The organism is Bacillus cereus group sp. Sample62 (assembly GCF_036851315.1).
Taxonomy (GTDB): Bacteria; Bacillota; Bacilli; order Bacillales; family Bacillaceae_G; genus Bacillus_A; species Bacillus_A wiedmannii.
Map to the genome: position 1 here is coordinate 252,501 of NZ_JAFLPK010000001.1, position 22,500 is coordinate 275,000.

The following is a 22,500-nucleotide window of genomic DNA, read 5'->3' on the forward strand; positions in this document are numbered from 1 at the left end:
CCAAGGGCATAGCTGGGTAGCTATGTGCGGAAGGGATAAGTGCTGAAAGCATCTAAGCATGAAGCCCCCCTCAAGATGAGATTTCCCATAGCGTAAGCTAGTAAGATCCCTGAAAGATGATCAGGTTGATAGGTTCGAGGTGGAAGCATGGTGACATGTGGAGCTGACGAATACTAATAGATCGAGGACTTAACCATATAATATGAAGCAATGTTATCTAGTTTTGAAAGAATATAAAAACTTGTTGACTTTAAAAGTTAAATAAGTTATGATGATTCTTGTCTTAAATGAATACAGTCTGGTAATGATGGCAGAGAGGTCACACCCGTTCCCATACCGAACACGGAAGTTAAGCTCTCTAGCGCCGATGGTAGTTGGGACCTTGTCCCTGTGAGAGTAGGACGTTGCCAGGCTATTTATATCATCGCGGGGTGGAGCAGCACGGTAGCTCGTCGGGCTCATAACCCGAAGGTCGCAGGTTCAAATCCTGTCCCCGCAACCAAATGGTCCCGTGGTGTAGTGGTTAACATGCCTGCCTGTCACGCAGGAGATCGCCGGTTCGACCCCGGTCGGGACCGCCATTTTATATAAAGAAAAGAACGAAACATGTTGTTTCGTATTTTTTTATTTGTTTTAACAAAAAACTAATAAAGACAGTCAAACTATCCTTAGGAAAACTCCTAAGGACTTTTTTATATATTCAAAACCTGTATAATAAAAAGCAGAGAACATTGGGAGCAAAGTAGGTGAAGTCTGTGAGTAAATATGAAATAACAACAAACTCTTCTGAGGAAACACAAAGATTATCAGAAAAACTAGGTGGACTTGTCGGGGCACAAGATGTAATTATTTTAGAAGGAGATCTAGGGGCTGGTAAAACAACTTTTACAAAAGGACTAGCAAAAGGTCTTGGAGTGAAAAGAGTTGTAAATAGTCCTACCTTTAATATTATTAAAGAATATAAAGGGAGATTGCCGCTATATCATATGGACGTGTATCGCTTAGCAGAAAGTGAAGAGGACTTAGGTTTTGATGAGTATTTCTACGGTGAAGGAATTACTGTAGTAGAATGGGCTCATTTAATAGAAGCATTTTTACCAAATGAGAAGTTACAAATTAGTTTATTCCATACTGGAGATGATACAAGGAAAATTGTACTCGAGCCAATTGGATATCGATATATTAGATTATGTGAGGAGCTATTACAAGATGAAAGTACTAGCAATTGATACTTCAAATTACGTAATGGGTGTATCCCTTATTGAGGAAGGAAACGTAATTGGGGAAATCATTACAAACTTAACAAAAAACCATTCTGTACGTCTTATGCCAGCTGTAGAGAAATTGTTAAAAGAATGTGGTGTAAAACCGAAAGAATTAACTAAAATCGTTGTAGCTGCTGGACCTGGATCATATACAGGTGTTCGTATAGGTGTGACAGCTGCAAAAACATTAGCTTGGTCACTTCAAATACCAATTGTAGGTGTATCAAGTTTAGAAGTAGTGGCTGCAAACGGTGCTAATTTTAATGGGTTGATCTGTCCTTTATTCGATGGAAGACGTGGACAAATTTATACTGGGTTATATACATATGAAGGAGAGCATTTAACTTCTATAGAAGAAGACCGAATCATCCTTATTGTAGACTGGTTGCAAATGTTAAAAGATAAAGGAAAGCCTGTTTTATTTATTGGTAACGATGTTAAACTGCACAAAGAAACAATAATAGAACATTTAGGCGACCAAGCTGTATTTGCTCCTTTTACTAAAAATAATCCAAGACCAAGTGAGTTAGCTTTCTTAGGGTTACAAAAAGAAGAACAAGATGTACATTCATTTGTTCCTAGTTATCTTCGTTTAGCTGAAGCTGAAACAAAGTGGTTAGAAAGTCAAAACAAGTAGGAGTCTGCAGAAGATGGATATGATATTTAGGAAGATGGAACTCGATGATATCGCTCAAATTGTAGCTATTGAAGAAGCGTCTTTTTCAACTCCTTGGACTGCAGATGCCTTTCACCGTGAGTTAACGACGAATGAACATGCACATTATGTTGTGCTAGAAAAAGATGGTCGTGTAATTGGGTATTGTGGATTGTGGATAATTATTGATGAATCACATATAACAAATATAGCTATTTTGCCAGAATACAGAGGTCAAAAGCTAGGGGATGCTTTATTGAAAGAAGTTATTTCCGAAGCGAAAGATTTAGGGGTAAAAACGATGACGCTTGAAGTACGTGTATCAAATGAAGTAGCAAAACAGTTATACAGAAAATACGGATTTCAAAATGGTGGAATTCGTAAACGATACTATGCAGACAATCAGGAAGATGGTCTCGTAATGTGGGTGAATATATAATGGAAAAAAATACGATTATACTTGGTATTGAAACAAGTTGTGATGAAACAGCAGTAGCAGTTGTTAAAAATGGAACGGAAATTATTGCGAATGTCGTTGCATCACAAATTGAAAGTCATAAACGTTTTGGCGGAGTTGTACCAGAGATTGCATCCCGTCATCATGTAGAAGAAATTACAGTTGTGTTAGAAGAAGCTTTAAAAGAAGCAAATATCACATTTGATGATATTGATGCAATTGCTGTAACAGAAGGACCTGGTTTAGTAGGAGCGCTTTTAATAGGGGTAAATGCAGCGAAAGCAGTGGCTTTTGCACATGATATTCCTCTAGTGGGTGTTCATCATATCGCTGGGCACATTTATGCGAACCGTTTAGTGAAAGAAGTTCAATTCCCACTACTATCACTTGTTGTATCTGGTGGACATACGGAGCTTGTTTATATGAAAGAACATGGTTCATTCGAAGTGATTGGTGAAACGAGAGATGATGCAGCTGGAGAGGCATATGATAAAGTAGCTCGAACGTTATCCATGCCATATCCAGGTGGTCCTCATATTGATCGCCTTGCACATGAAGGGGAACCGACAATCGATTTGCCTCGTGCATGGCTAGAACCTGATTCGTATGATTTCAGTTTCAGTGGATTGAAATCAGCAGTTATCAACACTGTGCATAACGCAAAACAACGCGGGATAGAAATTGCACCGGAAGATTTAGCAGCAAGTTTCCAAGCGAGTGTAATAGATGTGCTTGTAACGAAAGCATCTCGTGCAGCAGAAGCGTATAACGTAAAGCAACTGCTTCTTGCTGGTGGAGTAGCTGCGAATAAAGGACTTCGCGCACGTTTGGAAGCGGAATTTGCGACAAAAGAAAATATCGAGCTAATTATTCCTCCACTATCTTTATGTACCGATAATGCAGCGATGATTGCAGCCGCAGGTACAATTGCATATGAACAAGGAAAACGTGCTACATTAGCTTTAAATGCAAATCCAGGATTAGATATTGAAGCATAGTTATGCACAAAATTAACCACAGCTTGTGGATAAAACCCATATTATCTGTTGATAATATGGGTTTTATTGTGTATATAAAATGTTGATAACTTTTTTGTTAGTTGTGGATAATGTGGAAAGGTTATTTGGGGGTTTATTTTATAAAGGTGGATATGTGTATAAACCTGTGGATAAAGTAGGTGAAGTCTGACCTTTGAATGTATTCTTTTTTGGGAAATAAATCGCAAGAAGATATCTCTAAAAAACATTTTGAAATGTGCCCGTATTATAGGGGGCGCCAACATGGTCAAACTTTGTCGGTAAATCGGTATGTCGTGTCGAATCGTTTATACCCCAGCTAGAAGATAAAAAGGATGTCGCATAGTCAAAAATCCCGACTTATGAGACATCCCTCTTATTCATACTCTTATAAATGTAATTCTTCCCATTCTGCCATACAAGCATCAAGTTGCTCTTGTAGTGTTTGCTTTTTCGTTGTAATTTCACTAGCCTTTTCATAATCTGCGTATATTTCTGGTAAGCAAAGTTGATCTTCTAACGTAGCAATTTCTTCTTCAAATTCTACAATATTTTGTTCTAGCTCCTCAATTTTTCGAGTGCGTTGACGTTCTAATTGTTTACGCTCTTTTTCTTCGAGATAATTTAATTTTTCTTGAGCTACAGTTTTTTGAACAGGTGCTTGGTTTTCTTGCTGTTCTTGTTGTTCAAATGCTGCACGTTCAATCATTTCATTTTTCTTCTCCACATAGTAATCGTAATCGCCTAAATACTCTTGTGCACCTTCTGTTGACAACTCAACAACGGTCGTCGTTACACGATTAATAAAGTAGCGGTCATGTGAAACAAATAGAAGGGTGCCTGGATAATCAATTAAAGCATTCTCCAAAATTTCTTTACTATTTAAATCAAGATGGTTCGTAGGTTCATCGAGAATTAATAAATTCGATTTTTGCATCATAAGTTTTGCAAGAGCTAATCGAGCTTTTTGTCCACCACTAAGAGAAGATACTGGTTTTAGTACATCATCCCCTGTGAATAAGAAGTTACCTAATATCGTGCGAATTTCTTTTTCGGGCTGCAGTGGATATTCATCCCATAACTCATTTAAAACTCGCTTAGAAGATGTTAAGTTTGCTTGTTCTTGATCATAATAACCAACAGATACATTGGATCCGAAAGAAACATCACCATTTAATAGTGGTAACTTATTCACAAGTGATTTTAATAATGTGGATTTCCCAATTCCGTTTGGACCAACTAAAGCAACGCTATCCCCGCGAGTTAGACGCATAGTTACATGTTCAATAATCGGATCATCATCATAGCCGATAGTTGCATCCTTTACTTGTAAAACATCATTTCCACTTTGTTTTTCGATATCGAAGTGGAAGGATGCTGACTTAGAATCACCTAATGGTCTAGTCAATAATTCCATTCTATCTAATTGTTTACGACGGCTTTGAGCACGTTTTGTCGTAGATGCGCGCGCTATATTTTTTTGAACGAAATCCTCAAGCTTAGCGATTTCATCTTGTTGTTTTTCATAACGTTTCATGTCTTGCTCGTATAATGCTGATTTTAAGTCTAAATATTTACTGTAGTTACCAACAAATCGTCTGCTTTCTTTATTCGAAATTTCATATACTTGTGTAACGAGTTTATCCAAGAAATAACGGTCATGGGAAACGATTAGTATTGCGCCAGGATAGCCTTGTAAATATTGTTCAAGCCATGTTAATGTTTCGATGTCTAAATGGTTTGTAGGCTCGTCCAAAATAAGTAGGTCTGGTTTCGTTAATAATAATTTACCGAGAGCTAATCGTGTTTTTTGTCCACCGCTTAATGTAGAAATCGTCGTCTGGTGCGTTTCAACTGGGAAGCCAAGACCACTTAAAATTGAGCGAATATCTGCTTCATATTGATATCCACCTTGATCTTTATAATCTAATTGCAATTGGTCATAATCAGCTAATAATCTTTCATATGTAGCCTCGTTTGAAAAGTTTTCTTCTTTTCCCATCTCTTGCTCTAGCCTTCGAAGTTTTGTCTCCATTTGCTGCAAGTGTGTAAAGACGGTTAACATTTCATCCCAAATTGTTAAAGATGTTTCTAATCCGGTATTTTGAGCTAAATATCCGATTGAGACATCTTTCGGTTTTATAATTTCGCCACCATCATGAGATAGCTCACCAGCTATTATTTTTAATAATGTAGATTTTCCGGCCCCATTTCGTCCGACTAATGCAATACGATCTTTCGTTTGAACTTCTAATTTTATGTTTGCAAGAATCGTTTCTGCACCGTATAATTTCGTAAGCGCGTTTACTTGTAATAAAATCAATGTTTTCACCTCAAATAATTTCTTAACTTTGCCATGTTTATATTTCTCAATCATACTAAAAATAGTGTATAGTTTAAAATAAAGAGAGAATACTTCTTCTCTTTATTATACAGGGAAATTCATGAGTGCTAAACTTCTGTATTTGATTCAAGTATATGAATAAAGATAGGAAGAGAGGAGAGGTTATATGGATCAGCAAAAAATTCCACAGGCCACTGCCAAACGATTGCCTCTATACTATCGATTTATCCAAAACTTATCTCTTTCTGGTAAGCAACGTGTTTCATCAGCCGAATTGAGCGAAGCGGTAAAAGTTGATTCCGCAACGATTCGAAGAGATTTTTCATATTTTGGAGCGTTAGGGAAAAAAGGTTATGGATATAACGTAAATTATTTATTATCATTTTTCCGTGAAACACTCGACCAAGATGATATAACACGTGTAGCACTTATTGGAGTAGGTAATTTAGGGACCGCTTTCTTACATTATAATTTCACGAAAAACAATAATACAAAAATTGAAATGGCGTTTGATGTTAGTGAAGAGAAAGTCGGGACAGAAATCGGGGGCATTCCTGTATATCATTTAGATGAATTAGAAGAACGTTTATCAACTGATATACAAGTGGCAATATTAACAGTACCCGCTACAGTAGCACAATCTGTAGCAGATAGATTGGCAGAAACGAACGTGCATGGTATTTTAAATTTCACACCAGCGCGCTTAAATGTGTCAGATAATATAAGAATTCACCATATTGATTTAGCGGTAGAGTTACAAACACTTGTTTACTTTTTGAAGAATTATCCACAATAAAACGCAGAGGAATCGACCTCTGCGTTTTATTATTGTTTTTTCTTTGTGAATTTAACTAAGATAAGGCGAAGTGCCAAATTAAAATCAATTGTTGCCATAACTGCAAATAGTATTGTCCACATATTCCAGATTGTATCTGTTACGTTCGTAATGGCGAAGCGTGTAAAGATACATCCTAGAAGGAAGTACAATGCAGCCATGAACAATGGTGAGTTCCTCATACTAAAAATCCTCCGATAAAGCCTTGCATTTTTTCAGCTTCTTTAATCATTTCTTGAATTTGTTCATTGCTCATTAAAACTTGAGCAACTGCAACTAATGTATTCATTGCAACATGAGCTGCGATAGGGACGATAATACGCTTCGTTTTTACATATAAAAAGGCGAATACGAGTCCCATAGAAGTGTATACCAATAAGTGAGTGAAATCAAAATGGATTGCTGCGAATACGAGAGAACTAATGATAGCAGCGATAAAGAAGTTAAACTTCTTATAAAGTGTACCAAATAAAATTTTTCTAAATACGATTTCTTCCAAAATAGGTCCTATTATAGAGATGACGATAAGGAACCAAGGTGTCGTTCTTGCGATATCCATAAGTCTTGCTGTATTTTCTGATCCAGGTTTAATTCCTAATACACGCATTTCTATCATACCGGCAATACTTTGTGAGAAAAATGCTAAGAAGAACCCGATAAAAATCCAACCAATCGTAGCTGGAACAGTAGAGCGCATTGTATCTAAACGTCTGTCACGAATATCTGTTCTAAGTAACCAAAGTACGATACATAATGCAATAAAGAAGCTAATGATTGCCCAGTGGCCAGTTATGAGTTGAAATTTTTCTTCTCTAGTAAATCCTCTGTTATCATAAAGTCCAGTTTTCAGCAGAAGTGGTAATCCAGCAATGGATGATAACTGCATTAAAATGTATGTAACGATAACCCACCAATATTGTTTTTTCAAATGGTTTAACCATCCTTTCTAACTCTAGTGTATGAGATAAGGTAGGATAACATGTAAGTATGCTACCTACGATATAAACTTCACTTAAATTATGTTTTTTTCGTAAATCCTTATTTGAAATTATAATAGAAGACAGGAGAAAGTTGTGTGCATAGCGAAAACAACTTAGGGTGTCCTTTCATATTGTAACATACGAGTAGTGGAAACAACGATTCATATGGTACAGGTAGAAGAAGAGGGACTCTATATAGAAAAGTGTATAGCTTAATTTGCGAAAAAATTATGATTTTTTTACTTGCAAAAGAAATTGAGATTATTTATTATTATAAGTGTGTTAGCACTCGAGTGACTTGAGTGCTAATAAATAAAATTTACATAACAAAATGAGGAGGTTATTGTTCATGCTAAAGCCATTAGGTGATCGCGTTGTAATTGAGCTTGTTCAAGCAGAAGAAAAAACAGCAAGTGGTATTGTATTACCAGACACTGCAAAAGAAAAACCACAAGAGGGTAAAGTTATTGCAGTAGGTACTGGTCGAGTGCTTGAAAATGGTGAGCGTGTTGCTTTAGAGGTAGCAGCAGGTGATCTTATCATCTTCTCAAAATATGCAGGTACTGAAGTAAAATACGAAGGTACTGACTACTTGATTTTACGTGAAAGTGACATTTTAGCAGTTATTGGTTAATTATATAAATCTTAAAAAATTCAAGGGGGTCAATTATTATGGCAAAAGATATTAAATTTAGTGAAGAAGCACGTCGTTCGATGCTTCGCGGTGTCGACACTCTTGCAAACGCAGTTAAAGTAACGCTTGGACCAAAAGGTCGTAACGTTGTACTTGAGAAAAAATTCGGTTCACCACTTATTACAAATGACGGTGTAACAATCGCAAAAGAAATCGAATTAGAAGATGCATTCGAAAACATGGGTGCAAAATTAGTAGCAGAAGTTGCTAGCAAAACAAATGATGTAGCTGGTGATGGAACGACAACTGCAACTGTATTAGCACAAGCTATGATTCGTGAAGGTCTTAAAAACGTAACAGCTGGTGCGAACCCAATGGGTCTTCGTAAAGGTATCGAAAAAGCTGTTACTGCTGCAATTGCAGAATTAAAAGAGATTTCTAAACCAATCGAAGGTAAATCTTCTATCGCACAAGTAGCTGCTATTTCTGCAGCTGACGAAGAAGTAGGTCAATTAATCGCTGAAGCAATGGAACGCGTTGGTAACGACGGTGTTATTACTTTAGAAGAATCTAAAGGATTCACAACAGAATTAGATGTAGTAGAAGGTATGCAATTTGATCGTGGATATGCATCTCCTTACATGATTACTGATTCTGACAAAATGGAAGCAGTTCTTGATAACCCATACATCTTAATTACTGATAAGAAGATTTCTAACATCCAAGAAATCTTACCAGTATTAGAGCAAGTGGTACAACAAGGTAAACCACTTCTTATCATCGCTGAAGACGTAGAAGGCGAAGCTTTAGCTACATTAGTAGTGAACAAACTTCGTGGTACATTCAATGTAGTAGCTGTTAAAGCTCCTGGATTTGGTGACCGTCGTAAAGCAATGCTAGAAGATATCGCAATCTTAACTGGTGGCGAAGTAATCACTGAAGAATTAGGTCGTGACTTAAAATCTGCTACAATTGAATCTTTAGGACGCGCTGGTAAAGTTGTTGTAACGAAAGAAAACACAACTGTAGTTGAAGGTATCGGAAATTCACAACAAATCGAAGCTCGTATCGGTCAAATCCGTGCGCAATTAGAAGAAACTACTTCTGAATTCGATCGTGAAAAATTACAAGAGCGTCTTGCAAAACTTGCAGGTGGCGTAGCGGTAATTAAAGTAGGTGCAGCAACTGAAACTGAGTTGAAAGAGCGCAAACTTCGCATTGAAGATGCACTGAACTCAACTCGTGCAGCAGTAGAAGAAGGTATCGTTGCAGGTGGTGGTACTTCACTTATGAACGTATACACGAAAGTAGCTTCTATCGTAGCTGAAGGCGACGAAGCAACAGGTATCAACATCGTACTTCGTGCATTAGAAGAGCCAGTTCGTCAAATCGCAATCAACGCTGGTCTAGAAGGATCTGTAGTTGTAGAGCGTCTAAAAGGCGAAAAAGTAGGCGTTGGTTTCAACGCAGCTACTGGCGAGTGGGTTAACATGCTTGAAACTGGTATCGTAGATCCAGCTAAAGTAACTCGTTCTGCACTTCAAAACGCAGCATCTGTTGCAGCTATGTTCTTAACGACTGAAGCTGTAGTAGCTGACAAGCCAGAACCAAATGCACCAGCAATGCCTGACATGGGCGGCATGGGCATGGGCGGTATGGGCGGAATGATGTAATAAGCATCACTCTGTGAAGCTGTTCAATGTATAAGTAGTTAATGAGAAGAAGGCTACTTCCTTGATGAAGGGAGGTAGCCTTTTCTTATTTATGAAGTTGAGGTATCTAGATTTTTAGAGGGGATTTGTTTAAGTGGTGACGAAAAAGAGTGAACAATACATGCAACTAATTTTGAAATAGTATTCAACAAAATTAAGTAAGGAGTGTAATCTGTCGCATGAACCTTGATAATTTAGATGTTATATGGAAGACACTTGTAGATAGATGTTTAAAAGTTATAAATTCATTTGAATTAGAGGAAATATGTAAACGCCAAGGTATAAATTTAGATGAAGAATGTAAAACATTTTTTGAAGTTCGTGAAGTTTTAAAAAATAAACTTGTTGATTTCCAAAGAGTAGTTGAACCTACTCAAGTTAAGAACAATTATTTCAATAATCTTCAGAAACATTTGTACTTACGACATCTTGTTGAGAATAATGAATTGAATCCCTATTATGATTTATTATCTAGAATCACATATTACGGTGCTATGACTAAACCACTAGTAGATAGTAGTGAATGGGAACAGATTATTAAACTTATTATTGATTTGAATTATATTGAGAATGAACTTGGATATAAAGATTCCCTTGAACCGGAAATTATACACCCTCGAGAGTATCATGTTGGTAAAGACGCTGTTAAATTAGTAAAAAAGGGCTATCAAATTAGTGTTAGTAATGGTCGAGTACATTTAACTGAAGAAAGCTATATACGATTAAGTCGTAATATTGAAAATAAGGTTAAAGAATTAGGAGGATTAACGGTAGCAGAAATGTTGCTGCAATTTTTACAAAAAGTAGCGTATAATTCAAATTTACGAAGGTATCTAATAGTAAGGCGGCAAAATGGTTTTGGAGGAGAAGAATTTGCTGGGCCTCAAATTCCTTTTGGATATTTACTGAATATATGTGTAAAGCACCCTGTACGTTATACGCATAAGAATTCTAGTGAAGGTTTTAAAGAGTTAATTGAATTATCAAGATGTTTTGTGTCTGTATTAGATATACAAGAATATCAAAGATACAGTGAGATGTATTTAGATCCTAATACCTTTAGTGATTATATACATAAAAATACCGCTTTTGATAGCATTATTTCCATCAGACAATGGAATCCATCTTATGTGTTAAAACTTATAAAATTAATGTTATTGCCTTGGTTAGATAAATTAGAATTAAAATCTAAAATGAAGATTTTACCCTCTCAGCTGTTGGAATTTATAGGTTACTTTATCGGAAGACGGGATAAGGGGGCTTTTATTAGTGTAACTAAAGATGAACTGTATAAAGTATTTTCACATATAAAAAAAGAGCATATTGATATAATGTTAAATCTGTTTAGTCATAAAAAATCGATAAATAAAGATTATACGGATCCGTATAGTATAACTGATTTTGGACAAAAACCCTTAATTTATTTAAGAAAACAAGACAGATATTTATTTATGGATCAATCTTGGGGTGCTATTGCTTTCTATGAGGCTTTAAGTCAGTGTATACGTCAGTGTTATCCTGATAAATTTGATGGTGAACTCGGATCGCATCTAGAAGAGGTAGTGAAACAGTTGTTGGAGCGAAAAGGGATCCCATATAAACACGGATATTACGATCAGGACGAAGAATGTGATTTGATTTTGGAGACTGAAAATAAAGTTATATTTGTAGAGATAAAAAAGAAACCATTAACGAGGAAAGCTATGGCAGGGAGTGGAGTACACCAATTTAATGATTTATCAAAGAGTCTTGTTTCATCGCAAATTCAATTAGGGAAGCATGAAAGTAAGTTGAGAAGGGACAAAAAGCTGGAATTAAGAAAACACCTAAATCCTAAACGCTGCCGTGGATTGCAAACGCAAACGGTGGAATTTGATGATCGTATCATTGAGCGAGTGAGTCTGTCTGCGTGGGATTATGGTTTTTTAAATAATAGTCTAATTGTTACGGAAATATTATCTCTGCTCACTGTATGTGATATTCAAGCAACTAATCCTGATGAGGATTTTATTTTAAAAGATTTAAGAAAAATGATTCAGAAACTGAAAAAACAATATGATGATTTAAATGATATTTACGGTGAACAACGAGATTTAAAACATACGTATTTTGATTGTACATTTATTAGCCTGCAGCAATTTATGATGATTTTAGATGACGGTCATGATGTTGATTCATTTATAGATGCCCTATTCAGGACGAAGCAAGTTACTACACAGTCGGGAGATTTTTATTGTGAGTACTACAATTTAAAAGAAATTGTAAATAAATGAAAGTGGTAAAAGGCAATACCACAGGTATAATATGCTATGGCAGAATTCGTGTGATTAACATTTTTTAAAATTGGAATTAAAAAATACAATCAAATGTTATTGTGTTTTTTGATAGACATGATACGGTTATAGCTGATGCCTTTTAATTAGGTGTATTATGAATTTTTAGAATCCTGCAATTAATTTAGTGAATATTGTTCAAGATTCCTCATTACTTATCCGTATTTATGAGAAATCTCTTTTCTTAATATTGCTGTATAAATTGTCTGACTGTACTTTTAAGGTGATAAAAGCATAGTAGTTTTTAGTGATTGATTAGTATACAATGCCTCTTTACCTAATGTAATGCAATAGTATCTGTGTAATTTTGGAAGTATGTGATTTTGAAAGATTTTAAAATAGAGAGTGGAGATTAAAATGGATTGGCTAACCGCATTGGATCTTTTGTATACAAAAGAAGTACAAGACAAGAATAATAAAAAATTTATTTATAGTCCTAACCATAATTTGGAGGCTATATCGAATGACGTGAGCTTTGTTTTCCGAAAGCAATTAAGAAAAACAAAGATATTATTTGAAGATGGATATGGTAGGAAAATATATTTAACTGATGTTGATATAATAAATATCATGGCTGAAGCACCCGAAAATATTTTTGTGATTATGCAGAATTGGTTAAGAGAGTATGAAAAAAATAAATTTGAAAACTTATTAGTCTTAGAAGTTGAAGGACGATCTTTTGAGGTAGGATTTGCAATGCCAAAAGAGACGGATGAAAATCACGAGGATATTAAATTGTTTAAAACTGCAACATTTAAGTCGGTAGCTGATTTTGATGTAAGTTACTATGATTTGATGATTTTAATTAGTCTAATAGTGGACAAAGAGTATGTAGTGAGTGAATCAAGTGCAACAATTAGGAAATCTAGACAATTAAAGAAATTTATTATTTTATCTTCTTTTTATAGAAGTAAAAACTATGGGGATATTTTAAAAGAAAAAGGGTATGATGTTGATTTGCGTATAAGTGATGTGTACCATAATTCTAAAATAGCTAAGGAGATAGATTTAATATTTAATCAAATAGAGTTTTAATTAAGATGTATTAGTGGTATATTGAAGTTATAAAGAGTCCTAGTACAACTGTCGGTTATAACAGTTACCTTAGCGGTTAAGGTTTTGATAACTACAAAATGAAAAAATGTTCTGAACTTGCGTTCAATGTTTTACAAGAATGCTTTTAATTTTTATAACAACCGCTCGCTTCCGCAATCTTTGCTCCAGCTCGGAACGTTATAAAAATTAAAGAGCATTTACAATAAAATTCATGAACATTTTTAGTAGGACTCTTTTTATTTTTTGGGGGTTATGTTGCAATGGATAAAAATCTTTCATACTTTAAGCTAAAAGAAACTATAGATAATCCTTTAAGGATTTTTTTTTTATGTGGTAGTTTTTTTGATGATTTTAATCAAGAGAAATTGGATAAGAGAATTGTGTTGAAAAAATATATAGAATCTATGAATTCATCGTATAAATGTTTAATTTTAGAAGAACATTTTATGTTCAGAAACTTCAAGGATAAATTGAACTATAATGACATAAATATGAGAAGCTTAAAATCAATAGAGGTTCTTACGAGTTTTATGAGTGACAGGGTTATTGTCTTTCATGAGAGTATATCGACTGCGGCTGAAATAGGGCTTTTTTCTAGTGATAAAACAGTTAGTGAAAAGTTAATTATTTTAGCGCCAGATACCTATTCAACTGAAGAAGATGTTATTACTGGATTTATGAAGTTAGCCTATAATAACGGGTTTTTCCCTGAATACAACCTTGAAATAATACGGTATTATCCAGGACGCTATTTTTATGAAGTGTCGTCAGATTTTATAAAGCCTCATACTTATTTTGTGGATAATGCTCTAGGGGCGGATTTGCAATCTCGGTTAATTAATACATTATCTATGGGAAAAAAAGAATTAGTTATAGAAAAATCTAATATTTTTAACATGAATAATAATAAAATTAGTAAGTATCGTATTACAGGAAAGCAAATTGAAGTGGTTTTAAATCTGGAACATTTAGTTATACTATTAACTAGTTTATTCACTGTGGATGATATAAGAGTTGCATTGAGAACCCCTATTAGCAACAGTAATGGGGGGAGAATGGAAAAAAGAAAGCGAGTTTTGTTTAAGGTTATATCTGTCCTTAAACAAAAGTTATTTGAATTTATTCATAGAAGTGTTATTAGTGAAGAGCCATCATTAAAATCTGAAAAAATAAGTATTGAGGTTTTGTACAAAGATATTAATATTTCAAGTGCAGTTTCTTATTTTATTTATGTCATGTATGGGATTAAAATGATTGATATCAATAGTGCTAATACCAAATTAATTATAACGAATGAGTTCAATTCTATTTTAACTAGATATGAGGGGTTGATTGTTGCGCCTACTGATGGTGGTCTTGCGGAGGTGTTGAATCCTTGAATGAAAAGAAAATGTGGTATGAAGTCAAATACATTAGAAAAAAAGGGAAAATAAGAAAAATAATTACTTATAAGGATGAATCAATACGAAGACTTCATGTTCAGATAAAAGAGTATTTAGAGGAAAGGTTGATATTTTCAAAATTCACTAAAGCATATGTGAGTAATTCATCGATATTTTATAATGCGAAGGCACATATGTATAATGATATATTTTTGAAAATTGATATTAAGGATTTTTTTAATAGTATAAATCATAAAATATTGCTAGAAGTTTTATACTCACAATTGAATTTAGATTCAAAACAAAAAGAGACAACTAAAATAGAAATTTCCAAGTTAATAGATGTATGCAGTCTAGACAAACGGGGTATACCTCTGGGATTGGTGACCTCACCTATTCTTTCGAATATATACTTAAAAGAATTTGATAATATCCTTTACGGGAAATTGAAAAGATTAGGGTTAGAAAATTTAATTTATACTAGGTATGCTGATGATTTAACAATATCCTTTAAATCAATTTCAAATATTCCAGATACACTATTAAAGGTTATCTTAGAATTAGTATCGGGGTTATTAAAAAGGTATAAATTAAAAATTAATCCGAATAAAGTATCGTTAGTGGATTTAAATATCTCCAATCATGTTAGGATTACAGGAGTTAGTGTTACTAAGGATGCAAATAATTATAGAAAAATTTCAATAGGGCGTAAAAGGATAAATAATTTATACCATGATGCTATTAATATGTATATCAAATGTAGGACGGGGAGTTTAAGTGATGCGGATTATTTGAGAATTAAGCAAATCAAAGGTATGGAGTCCTTTGTATATTCGGTTGAAAAACATGGGTATGACAGGGTTTATTCTTTAAAGATGCATGAACAGATAAAAAACATGGGATTTGATTCTTTGTCTGAGTTAATAAAAAATCTGCCAGAAAATATAAGGGCTTAAGTAATTGATTTTTATTCTTAAGAAAAATTATTCATAGGTGTCTTTTAGAAAAGGAATTTAATTTCTGTAGAATTTTGTCGCTTTCTCTCTTGACCATATAGATACTTCATTGTTAGAATCTAGGAAGATAATATAAAACGATCCTTCATATATCCTCAAAGATAAGGTTTGAGAGTCTCTACCGGGTTACCGTAAACAACCTGACTATGAAGGCAGTGTGTCTTATATTTATAAAGAGCGGAAGACTATCTTTCTTTATAAAGCCAGACCCCTGCCTTTTCTTTGTTATGAGACTAGAGGCGGAGGACTGGCTTTTTTTATTATATTAGTAATGCTTTTTGCCTAATTGGTAAAAATATTTATATACGAGAACTAACGTTGGGGTGATTATTTTGAAGAAGCAGCATGATACAATTATCGTTTTAGATTTTGGGAGTCAGTACAATCAGTTAATAGCACGTCGAATTCGTGAGTTCGGTGTATACAGTGAACTTCATCCACATACAATTACTGCAGAAGAAATTAAAGCAATGAATCCAAAAGGGATTATCTTCTCTGGTGGACCAAATAGTGTATACGGTGAAGGCGCATTACATTGTGATGAAAAAATCTTTGAACTAGGATTACCGATCTTCGGTATTTGTTACGGTATGCAGCTTATGACACAACACTTCGGTGGTAAAGTAGAACGTGCAAACCACCGTGAGTACGGAAAAGCTGTTCTTAAAGTAGAGAACGAATCAAAATTATATACGAACCTTCCAGAAGAGCAAGTTGTATGGATGAGTCATGGTGACTTAGTAACTGGTTTACCTGAAGGATTCGTAGTAGACGCAACAAGTGAGTCTTGTCCAATTGCTGGTATGAGCAATGAAGAGCAAAACTTATACGGTGTACAATTCCACCCAGAAGTACGTCACTCTGAGCACGGTAACGATTTAATTAAAAACTTCGTATTCGGCGCATGTGGTTGTTCTGAAGGATGGAACATGGAGAACTTTATTGAAGTAGAATTAGAGAAAATCCGTGAAACTGTTGGGGACAAAAAAGTACTATGCGCACTTAGCGGCGGTGTAGACTCTTCTGTTGTAGCAGTATTAATTCATAAAGCAATCGGCGACCAATTAACATGTATTTTCGTTGACCACGGTTTACTTCGTAAAGATGAAGCAGAAGGTGTTATGAAAACATTTAGCGAAGGCTTCCATATGAACGTTATTAAAGTGGATGCGAAAGAGCGCTTCATGAACAAGTTAAAAGGTGTAGAAGATCCAGAGCAAAAACGTAAAATCATCGGTAACGAATTCATTTACGTTTTTGATGATGAAGCTTCTAAATTACAAGGTATGGACTTCTTAGCACAAGGTACACTTTATACAGATATCGTTGAGAGTGGTACTGCAACTGCACAAACAATTAAATCTCACCATAATGTTGGTGGACTTCCAGAAGACATGCAGTTCAAATTAATTGAGCCTTTAAACACTTTATTTAAAGATGAAGTACGTGTATTAGGATCAGAACTAGGAATTCCTGATGAAATCGTATGGCGTCAACCATTCCCAGGCCCTGGTCTTGGTATTCGTGTATTAGGTGAAATCACAGAAGAAAAATTAGAAATCGTTCGTGAATCTGATGCGATTTTACGTGAAGAAATTATTAAAGCAGGCTTAGACCGCGAAGTTTGGCAATACTTCACTGCGCTTCCTGGTATGCGTAGCGTAGGTGTTATGGGTGACGAGCGTACTTACGATTACACAGTAGGTATCCGCGCAGTAACATCTATCGACGGTATGACAGCTGACTGGGCACGTATCCCTTGGGACGTACTAGAGAAAATCTCTGTACGTATCGTAAACGAAGTAAAACACGTTAACCGTATCGTGTATGATATAACAAGTAAGCCACCAGCAACTATTGAGTGGGAATAGTATCATAATAAAAGATCCATCTATTGCTCATGCATAGATGGATCTTTTGTATTTTTACCCTTAATACGAACGAAAGTATAAAAGTTTATAAAAATGTTCGTTTTTAAATTGACAAAACTACTTCATCGGGTTAATATGAGTATGTAATTCAAACGAAAAGTGAATATTATGCCGTCGTATAATATCGGGGATATGGCCCGAAAGTTTCTACCTAGCTACCGTAAATGGCTTGACTACGAGGCGTTTCTATAAAGATGAGGGGAAACTTGTCTTTATTCATAGAACGCTTCCATGTATATGCAATGGAAGCCTTTTTTATTTTTAATAGATAAAAGAGGGCTAGGGAGATTACGGCGAGTAATCATATAACGGGGGAAACGTAAGATGAAACGCTATTTTCAGTTTGATGAACTCGGCACAAATTATAAAACAGAGTTCATAGCAGGTTTAACGACATTTTTATCTATGGCTTATGTACTATTTGTCAATCCTGCTACGCTGTCACTTGGAAATGTTAAAGGGTTACCAGCAGGTACAGGAATGGATCCAGGTGCAGTATTCGTTGCTACAGCATTAGCAGCAGCGATTGGTTCGTTAATTATGGGGATATTCGCGAAGTATCCAATTGCTTTGGCACCGGGGATGGGAATTAACGCATTCTTTGCCTATACGGCAGTGTTAACGATGGGTATTCCATGGCAAACAGCGATTGCCGGAACATTAATGTCAGGTATTATCTTTATTATTCTTACTGCTTCAGGTATTCGTGAAAAAATCATTAATGCGATTCCATCAGAGTTAAAGTTCGCAGTAGCGGCAGGTATCGGATTATTCATTGCTTTCCTTGGATTCCAAAATGCTGGAATTATCGTGAAAAATGATGCTGTCCTTGTTGGATTGGGGGATTTAACAAAGGGCACAACGTTACTAGCGATTTTCGGAGTTGTTACTACAATCATCTTCATGATTAAGAAAGTTAATGGTGCAGTGTTCTACGGTATGATTCTTACAGCAATCTTAGGAGTAGCGACAGGATTAATTGATACTCCAAAAGCTGTAGTGGGAGCAATACCGAGTCTAGAACCAACGTTCGGTGTGGCATTAACGCACTTCGGAGATATTTTCACTGTTCAAATGGTGATTGTTATTATAACGTTCTTCTTCATCGATTTCTTTGATACAGCAGGTACACTTGTAGCGGTTGCGAATCAAGCTGGATTAATGAAGAATAATAAATTACCACGTGCAGGAAAAGCATTATTTGCAGATGCGATTGCAACTGTAATCGGTGCGATCTTAGGTACATCAACAACAACGTCTTATATTGAATCTTCTGCAGGGGTAGCAGCGGGTGGACGTTCTGGATTTACAGCAGTTGTAACAGCGGGGTTCTTCTTGCTAGCGCTATTCTTCTCACCACTCTTAAGTGTTGTGACACCAGCTGTAACAGCGCCAGCGTTAATTATTGTAGGAATCTTAATGGTTTCATCTTTAGGTGAAATTGATTGGAAGAAATTTGAGATTGCAGTACCAGCATTCTTCACAATCATTTCAATGCCACTTACGTATAGTATTGCGACAGGGATTGCAATCGGGTTTATCTTCTATCCAATTACAATGGTAGTAAGTGGTCGTCGGAAAGAGATTCATCCAATTATGTATGTTATGGGAGTTTTATTCGTACTATATTTCATCTACGTTCGTAAATAAAAGGGGTTTTTTGAAAGGTCTAGACTTAAGGGGAGTCTAGACCTTTTTTGCGTCTTCAGAAAATCTTAAGGATTTCTGAGCGTTTTTCTTCAGAAGTTTTCCTATAATAGAAGTTAGGGATTAAAAAAGTGATGGGGGAGATATTGTGGCACACGAAACAATACTTGTCGTAGATGATGAAAAAGAAATTCGAAATTTGATTACAATCTATTTAAAGAATGAAGGATATAAAGTACTGCAAGCAGGAGATGGAGAAGAAGGATTGCGTTTACTGGAAGAAAATGAAGTACATCTAGTTGTACTGGACATTATGATGCCAAAAGTAGACGGTATTCATATGTGTATGAAAGTAAGGGAAGAAAAAGAAATGCCAATCATTATGCTTTCAGCGAAAACGCAAGATATGGATAAAATTTTAGGATTAACAACAGGTGCAGATGATTATGTAACGAAACCGTTCAATCCGTTAGAGTTAATCGCAAGAATTAAATCTCAGTTACGCCGTTATATGAAAATGAATGGTTTCGCTATACAAAATGAGGACGAGTTAGAAATTGGAGAGATGAAAATAAACATCTCTACTCATACGGTCATTGTGGATGGAGAAGAAGTGAAACTGACCCCGAGGGAATTTTCAATTTTAGAATTACTAGCTCGTAATCCGGGGATGGTCTTTAGTGCGGAACAAATTTATGAAAAGGTTTGGAACGAAAGATCTTTCCAGTCGGATAACACGGTAATGGTTCATATTCGGAAAGTGCGTGAAAAGATTGAGGAGAATCCAAGGAAGCCAATATATATAAAAACAGTATGGGGAGTGGGGTATAAGATTGAAAAAGATATTTAATCCATTTACTTATGTAAGAAAAACAAGAGAATTAATTGAGAAATTAGTAAAGAGCATACGGAAGAGTATAAGAATTCAATTGATTACTACTTTTGCTGCTTGTGCGTTATTAGGAGTTTTGTCAGCAAAGGCAGCTGCGCCATTTTTTGAGAATGCGAATCGTCAAGCGACTATCGATTATCGGGCTGGTATGGAACGAATTAATCACCAAGCTCAAGGAGCGGCAAATAGTTCGGTTCATGAAAATAAATTAGAAGCTATATCAAGTATGATTGAAATAGAGAATCAAAATTTAGAACAAAACTCTAGAGCTTTAAAAGTATTGGTCACTGACGAGAGTGGTAAAGTTTTATATAAAACGAAGCAGGCGCAAGAAGAGCAAATTGATTTGCATAATACAATTCGTAATGCATCATCGTTTGCAATAAATTATATGAATGGTAGAAAAGAATTTGAAAGTACGAGAAAAGAATTTATAGCTTTTGCACCTATTACAATAGAAGATAAGAATTTATATATGTTTGTTAGTGGGATTCCAGAAGGTGAAGTAATATATGATACGCAAGAAGGACCGTTTCCGTTTTTCATAGGTTTACTTGTATTTATTTTCTCTTTCTTCTATATAACAAAGAGAAAGATGAAGCAAATTGAAGCGATGGCACAAGGTGTAAAGGAAATAGAAAAAGGGAACTTAGCGTACCGTATTGAGAAGAAAGGTGAAGATGAGATTGCGTCTTTAACTGAGAATATTAATAATATGGCGGAAGAGCTTATGAATAATATAGAAAAGGAACGTAAATTAGAGAAGCAAAAGAATGAGCTTATTACGAATGTATCTCACGATTTACGTACACCACTGACTTCTATTATGGGCTACTTGCGATTACTTCGAGATTCTAAATATGAAAATAAGGAACAACATGATGAATATACGAGAATTGCTTTTGCAAAGTCGGAGCAGTTAAAGAATTTAATAGAAGATTTATTTGAGTATACGAAGTTAACAAATGAGCAAGTTATATTGGAAAAACAAGAGGTTTGTATAAATGAGTTACTAGAGCAATTAATAGAAGAGTTAGTACCGCAAGCAGAAGAGCATGGACTTACGTTTGTTAAGAAGTTTCCTGAGGAACGTGCCTATGCAGCGGTTGATTCGGAAAAGATGGTCCGTGTATTTGATAATTTATTAATGAACGCGATTAAGTATAGTAAAGATGATGGGGAGATAAAGGTTTCTCTTCAAAGGCAGCGCCGGGATATACAAATTGTAATTGCGAATCATAGTGAAGAGTTTACGAGAGAAGAGTTGGGGAGTTTGTTTGAACGCTTTTATAAGAAAGATCAATCTAGAAGTAGAGTAACAGAAGGATCGGGGCTTGGATTAGCGATTGCGAAAAGTATTGTTGAGTTGCAAGGTGGCAGTATTCGAGCAGAATATGAGGATGGTATTATTCAGTTTATCGTCTCGTTACCAATTATAGAAAAATAATAAAAGAATAGAATGGTATATGATAAAAAGGCTTATTTTAAAGAAAATAAGCCTTTTTATATTTTTTTAGAAAAACATGTTGACGATTAAGGTTTAGAGGTGTAATATAGGACAAGTCGCCGATGCAATAACGCAGAACGCGGCAAACAAAATGAAAAACTTAGTTGACATTGAAAGTTGAAAGTGTTAACATAAGGGAGTCGCAAATGAGCGACCGAGTAGTTCTTTGAAAACTGAACGAAACAAACAACGTGAAACGTCAATTTTTATTTTTAGATGCTAGACAAACTAACTTTATTGGAGAGTTTGATCCTGGCTCAGGATGAACGCTGGCGGCGTGCCTAATACATGCAAGTCGAGCGAATGGATTGAGAGCTTGCTCTCAAGAAGTTAGCGGCGGACGGGTGAGTAACACGTGGGTAACCTGCCCATAAGACTGGGATAACTCCGGGAAACCGGGGCTAATACCGGATAATATTTTGAACTGCATAGTTCGAAATTGAAAGGCGGCTTCGGCTGTCACTTATGGATGGACCCGCGTCGCATTAGCTAGTTGGTGAGGTAACGGCTCACCAAGGCAACGATGCGTAGCCGACCTGAGAGGGTGATCGGCCACACTGGGACTGAGACACGGCCCAGACTCCTACGGGAGGCAGCAGTAGGGAATCTTCCGCAATGGACGAAAGTCTGACGGAGCAACGCCGCGTGAGTGATGAAGGCTTTCGGGTCGTAAAACTCTGTTGTTAGGGAAGAACAAGTGCTAGTTGAATAAGCTGGCACCTTGACGGTACCTAACCAGAAAGCCACGGCTAACTACGTGCCAGCAGCCGCGGTAATACGTAGGTGGCAAGCGTTATCCGGAATTATTGGGCGTAAAGCGCGCGCAGGTGGTTTCTTA

General features: G+C 35.7%; 18 protein-coding genes, 2 tRNA genes, 3 rRNA genes and 2 riboswitches (2 of these 25 running past the window's edge). Of the genes, 20 read left to right on the top strand and 3 right to left on the bottom strand.

Features of this window, described 5'->3' with window-relative positions:
* The 8 genes from J0835_RS01450 to tsaD all read left to right on the top strand — a co-directional run.
* Window positions 1–197 (top strand): 23S ribosomal RNA (locus tag J0835_RS01450); it begins 2,725 nt to the left of the window's first position.
* Between the two features lie 100 nt (window positions 198–297).
* Window positions 298–413, top strand: a 5S ribosomal RNA gene (gene rrf / locus J0835_RS01455).
* 12 nt (window positions 414–425) lie between these two features.
* A tRNA-Met gene (locus tag J0835_RS01460) sits at window positions 426–502 on the top strand.
* Between the two features lie 3 nt (window positions 503–505).
* A tRNA-Asp gene (locus tag J0835_RS01465) sits at window positions 506–581 on the top strand.
* A gap of 174 nt (window positions 582–755) precedes the next feature.
* The gene (gene tsaE / locus J0835_RS01470) at window positions 756–1,229 is read left to right on the top strand and encodes a tRNA (adenosine(37)-N6)-threonylcarbamoyltransferase complex ATPase subunit type 1 TsaE (protein WP_087979191.1); all 474 of its coding nucleotides are present in this window, start codon (window positions 756–758) and stop codon (window positions 1,227–1,229) included.
* Entirely contained in the window at window positions 1,210–1,902 is a 693-nt protein-coding gene (gene tsaB, locus J0835_RS01475; RefSeq protein ID WP_087979192.1) for a tRNA (adenosine(37)-N6)-threonylcarbamoyltransferase complex dimerization subunit type 1 TsaB, read from the top strand. Before tsaE ends, tsaB begins: the two co-directional genes overlap by 20 nt.
* Window positions 1,903–1,915: 13 nt before the next feature.
* Window positions 1,916–2,359, top strand: coding sequence for a ribosomal protein S18-alanine N-acetyltransferase (gene rimI, locus J0835_RS01480; protein WP_000367199.1), 444 nt, complete (start codon window positions 1,916–1,918; stop codon window positions 2,357–2,359).
* Window positions 2,359–3,375 (top strand): tRNA (adenosine(37)-N6)-threonylcarbamoyltransferase complex transferase subunit TsaD, encoded by a 1,017-nt coding sequence (tsaD, locus tag J0835_RS01485; protein ID WP_000414581.1) that lies wholly within the window; start codon window positions 2,359–2,361, stop codon window positions 3,373–3,375. The genes rimI and tsaD overlap by 1 nt, the downstream gene beginning before the upstream one ends.
* A 406-nt stretch (window positions 3,376–3,781) precedes the next feature.
* Here the strand turns inward: tsaD and J0835_RS01490 are convergent, their stop codons facing one another.
* Window positions 3,782–5,716, bottom strand: a complete 1,935-nt coding sequence (locus J0835_RS01490; RefSeq protein WP_000602169.1) for an ABC-F family ATP-binding cassette domain-containing protein — start codon at window positions 5,714–5,716, stop codon at window positions 3,782–3,784.
* Window positions 5,717–5,903: 187 nt separating this feature from the next.
* Between J0835_RS01490 and J0835_RS01495 the strand changes: the two genes are divergently transcribed.
* Complete coding sequence (locus J0835_RS01495) at window positions 5,904–6,533, top strand: redox-sensing transcriptional repressor Rex (protein WP_000372703.1); 630 nt, start codon at window positions 5,904–5,906, stop codon at window positions 6,531–6,533.
* 29 nt (window positions 6,534–6,562) lie between these two features.
* Here the strand turns inward: J0835_RS01495 and J0835_RS01500 are convergent, their stop codons facing one another.
* A complete protein-coding gene (locus J0835_RS01500; protein WP_001246201.1) occupies window positions 6,563–6,754 on the bottom strand; it encodes a YdiK family protein in 192 nt (63 codons plus the stop codon).
* Window positions 6,751–7,500, bottom strand: coding sequence for a CPBP family intramembrane glutamic endopeptidase (locus J0835_RS01505; RefSeq protein ID WP_000745348.1), 750 nt, complete (start codon window positions 7,498–7,500; stop codon window positions 6,751–6,753). The genes J0835_RS01500 and J0835_RS01505 overlap by 4 nt, the downstream gene beginning before the upstream one ends.
* Window positions 7,501–7,901: 401 nt before the next feature.
* Here J0835_RS01505 and groES point away from each other — a divergent pair, with 401 nt between their 5' ends.
* From groES to J0835_RS01560, 11 genes are all read left to right on the top strand, one after another.
* Window positions 7,902–8,186, top strand: a complete 285-nt coding sequence (groES, locus tag J0835_RS01510) for a co-chaperone GroES (RefSeq protein ID WP_000917306.1) — start codon at window positions 7,902–7,904, stop codon at window positions 8,184–8,186.
* Between the two features lie 38 nt (window positions 8,187–8,224).
* A complete protein-coding gene (gene groL, locus J0835_RS01515; RefSeq protein ID WP_001029984.1) occupies window positions 8,225–9,859 on the top strand; it encodes a chaperonin GroEL in 1,635 nt (544 codons plus the stop codon).
* A 218-nt stretch (window positions 9,860–10,077) separates the two neighbouring features.
* Window positions 10,078–12,171, top strand: coding sequence for a hypothetical protein (locus J0835_RS01520; RefSeq protein ID WP_087979193.1), 2,094 nt, complete (start codon window positions 10,078–10,080; stop codon window positions 12,169–12,171).
* Window positions 12,172–12,588: 417 nt separating this feature from the next.
* Window positions 12,589–13,266, top strand: coding sequence for a hypothetical protein (locus tag J0835_RS01525; RefSeq protein WP_087979194.1), 678 nt, complete (start codon window positions 12,589–12,591; stop codon window positions 13,264–13,266).
* 281 nt (window positions 13,267–13,547) lie between these two features.
* A complete protein-coding gene (locus J0835_RS01530) occupies window positions 13,548–14,666 on the top strand; it encodes a hypothetical protein (protein ID WP_087979195.1) in 1,119 nt (372 codons plus the stop codon).
* Window positions 14,663–15,625: a reverse transcriptase domain-containing protein gene (locus J0835_RS01535; RefSeq protein WP_087979196.1), complete on the top strand. Its 963-nt coding sequence runs from the start codon at window positions 14,663–14,665 to the stop codon at window positions 15,623–15,625. Before J0835_RS01530 ends, J0835_RS01535 begins: the two co-directional genes overlap by 4 nt.
* Before the next feature lie 125 nt (window positions 15,626–15,750).
* A riboswitch (purine riboswitch) is annotated at window positions 15,751–15,852 on the top strand.
* A 165-nt stretch (window positions 15,853–16,017) separates the two neighbouring features.
* The gene (gene guaA, locus J0835_RS01540) at window positions 16,018–17,556 is read left to right on the top strand and encodes a glutamine-hydrolyzing GMP synthase (RefSeq protein WP_140386644.1); all 1,539 of its coding nucleotides are present in this window, start codon (window positions 16,018–16,020) and stop codon (window positions 17,554–17,556) included.
* A gap of 154 nt (window positions 17,557–17,710) precedes the next feature.
* A riboswitch (purine riboswitch) is annotated at window positions 17,711–17,812 on the top strand.
* 128 nt (window positions 17,813–17,940) lie between these two features.
* Window positions 17,941–19,266, top strand: coding sequence for an NCS2 family permease (locus J0835_RS01545; RefSeq protein ID WP_000833097.1), 1,326 nt, complete (start codon window positions 17,941–17,943; stop codon window positions 19,264–19,266).
* A 145-nt stretch (window positions 19,267–19,411) separates the two neighbouring features.
* A complete protein-coding gene (locus J0835_RS01550; RefSeq protein WP_087979198.1) occupies window positions 19,412–20,113 on the top strand; it encodes a response regulator transcription factor in 702 nt (233 codons plus the stop codon).
* Window positions 20,097–21,602, top strand: a complete 1,506-nt coding sequence (locus J0835_RS01555) for a sensor histidine kinase (protein ID WP_087979199.1) — start codon at window positions 20,097–20,099, stop codon at window positions 21,600–21,602. Before J0835_RS01550 ends, J0835_RS01555 begins: the two co-directional genes overlap by 17 nt.
* Window positions 21,603–21,896: 294 nt before the next feature.
* Window positions 21,897–22,500: ribosomal RNA gene (locus J0835_RS01560) — 16S ribosomal RNA — on the top strand; it runs 948 nt beyond the window's last position.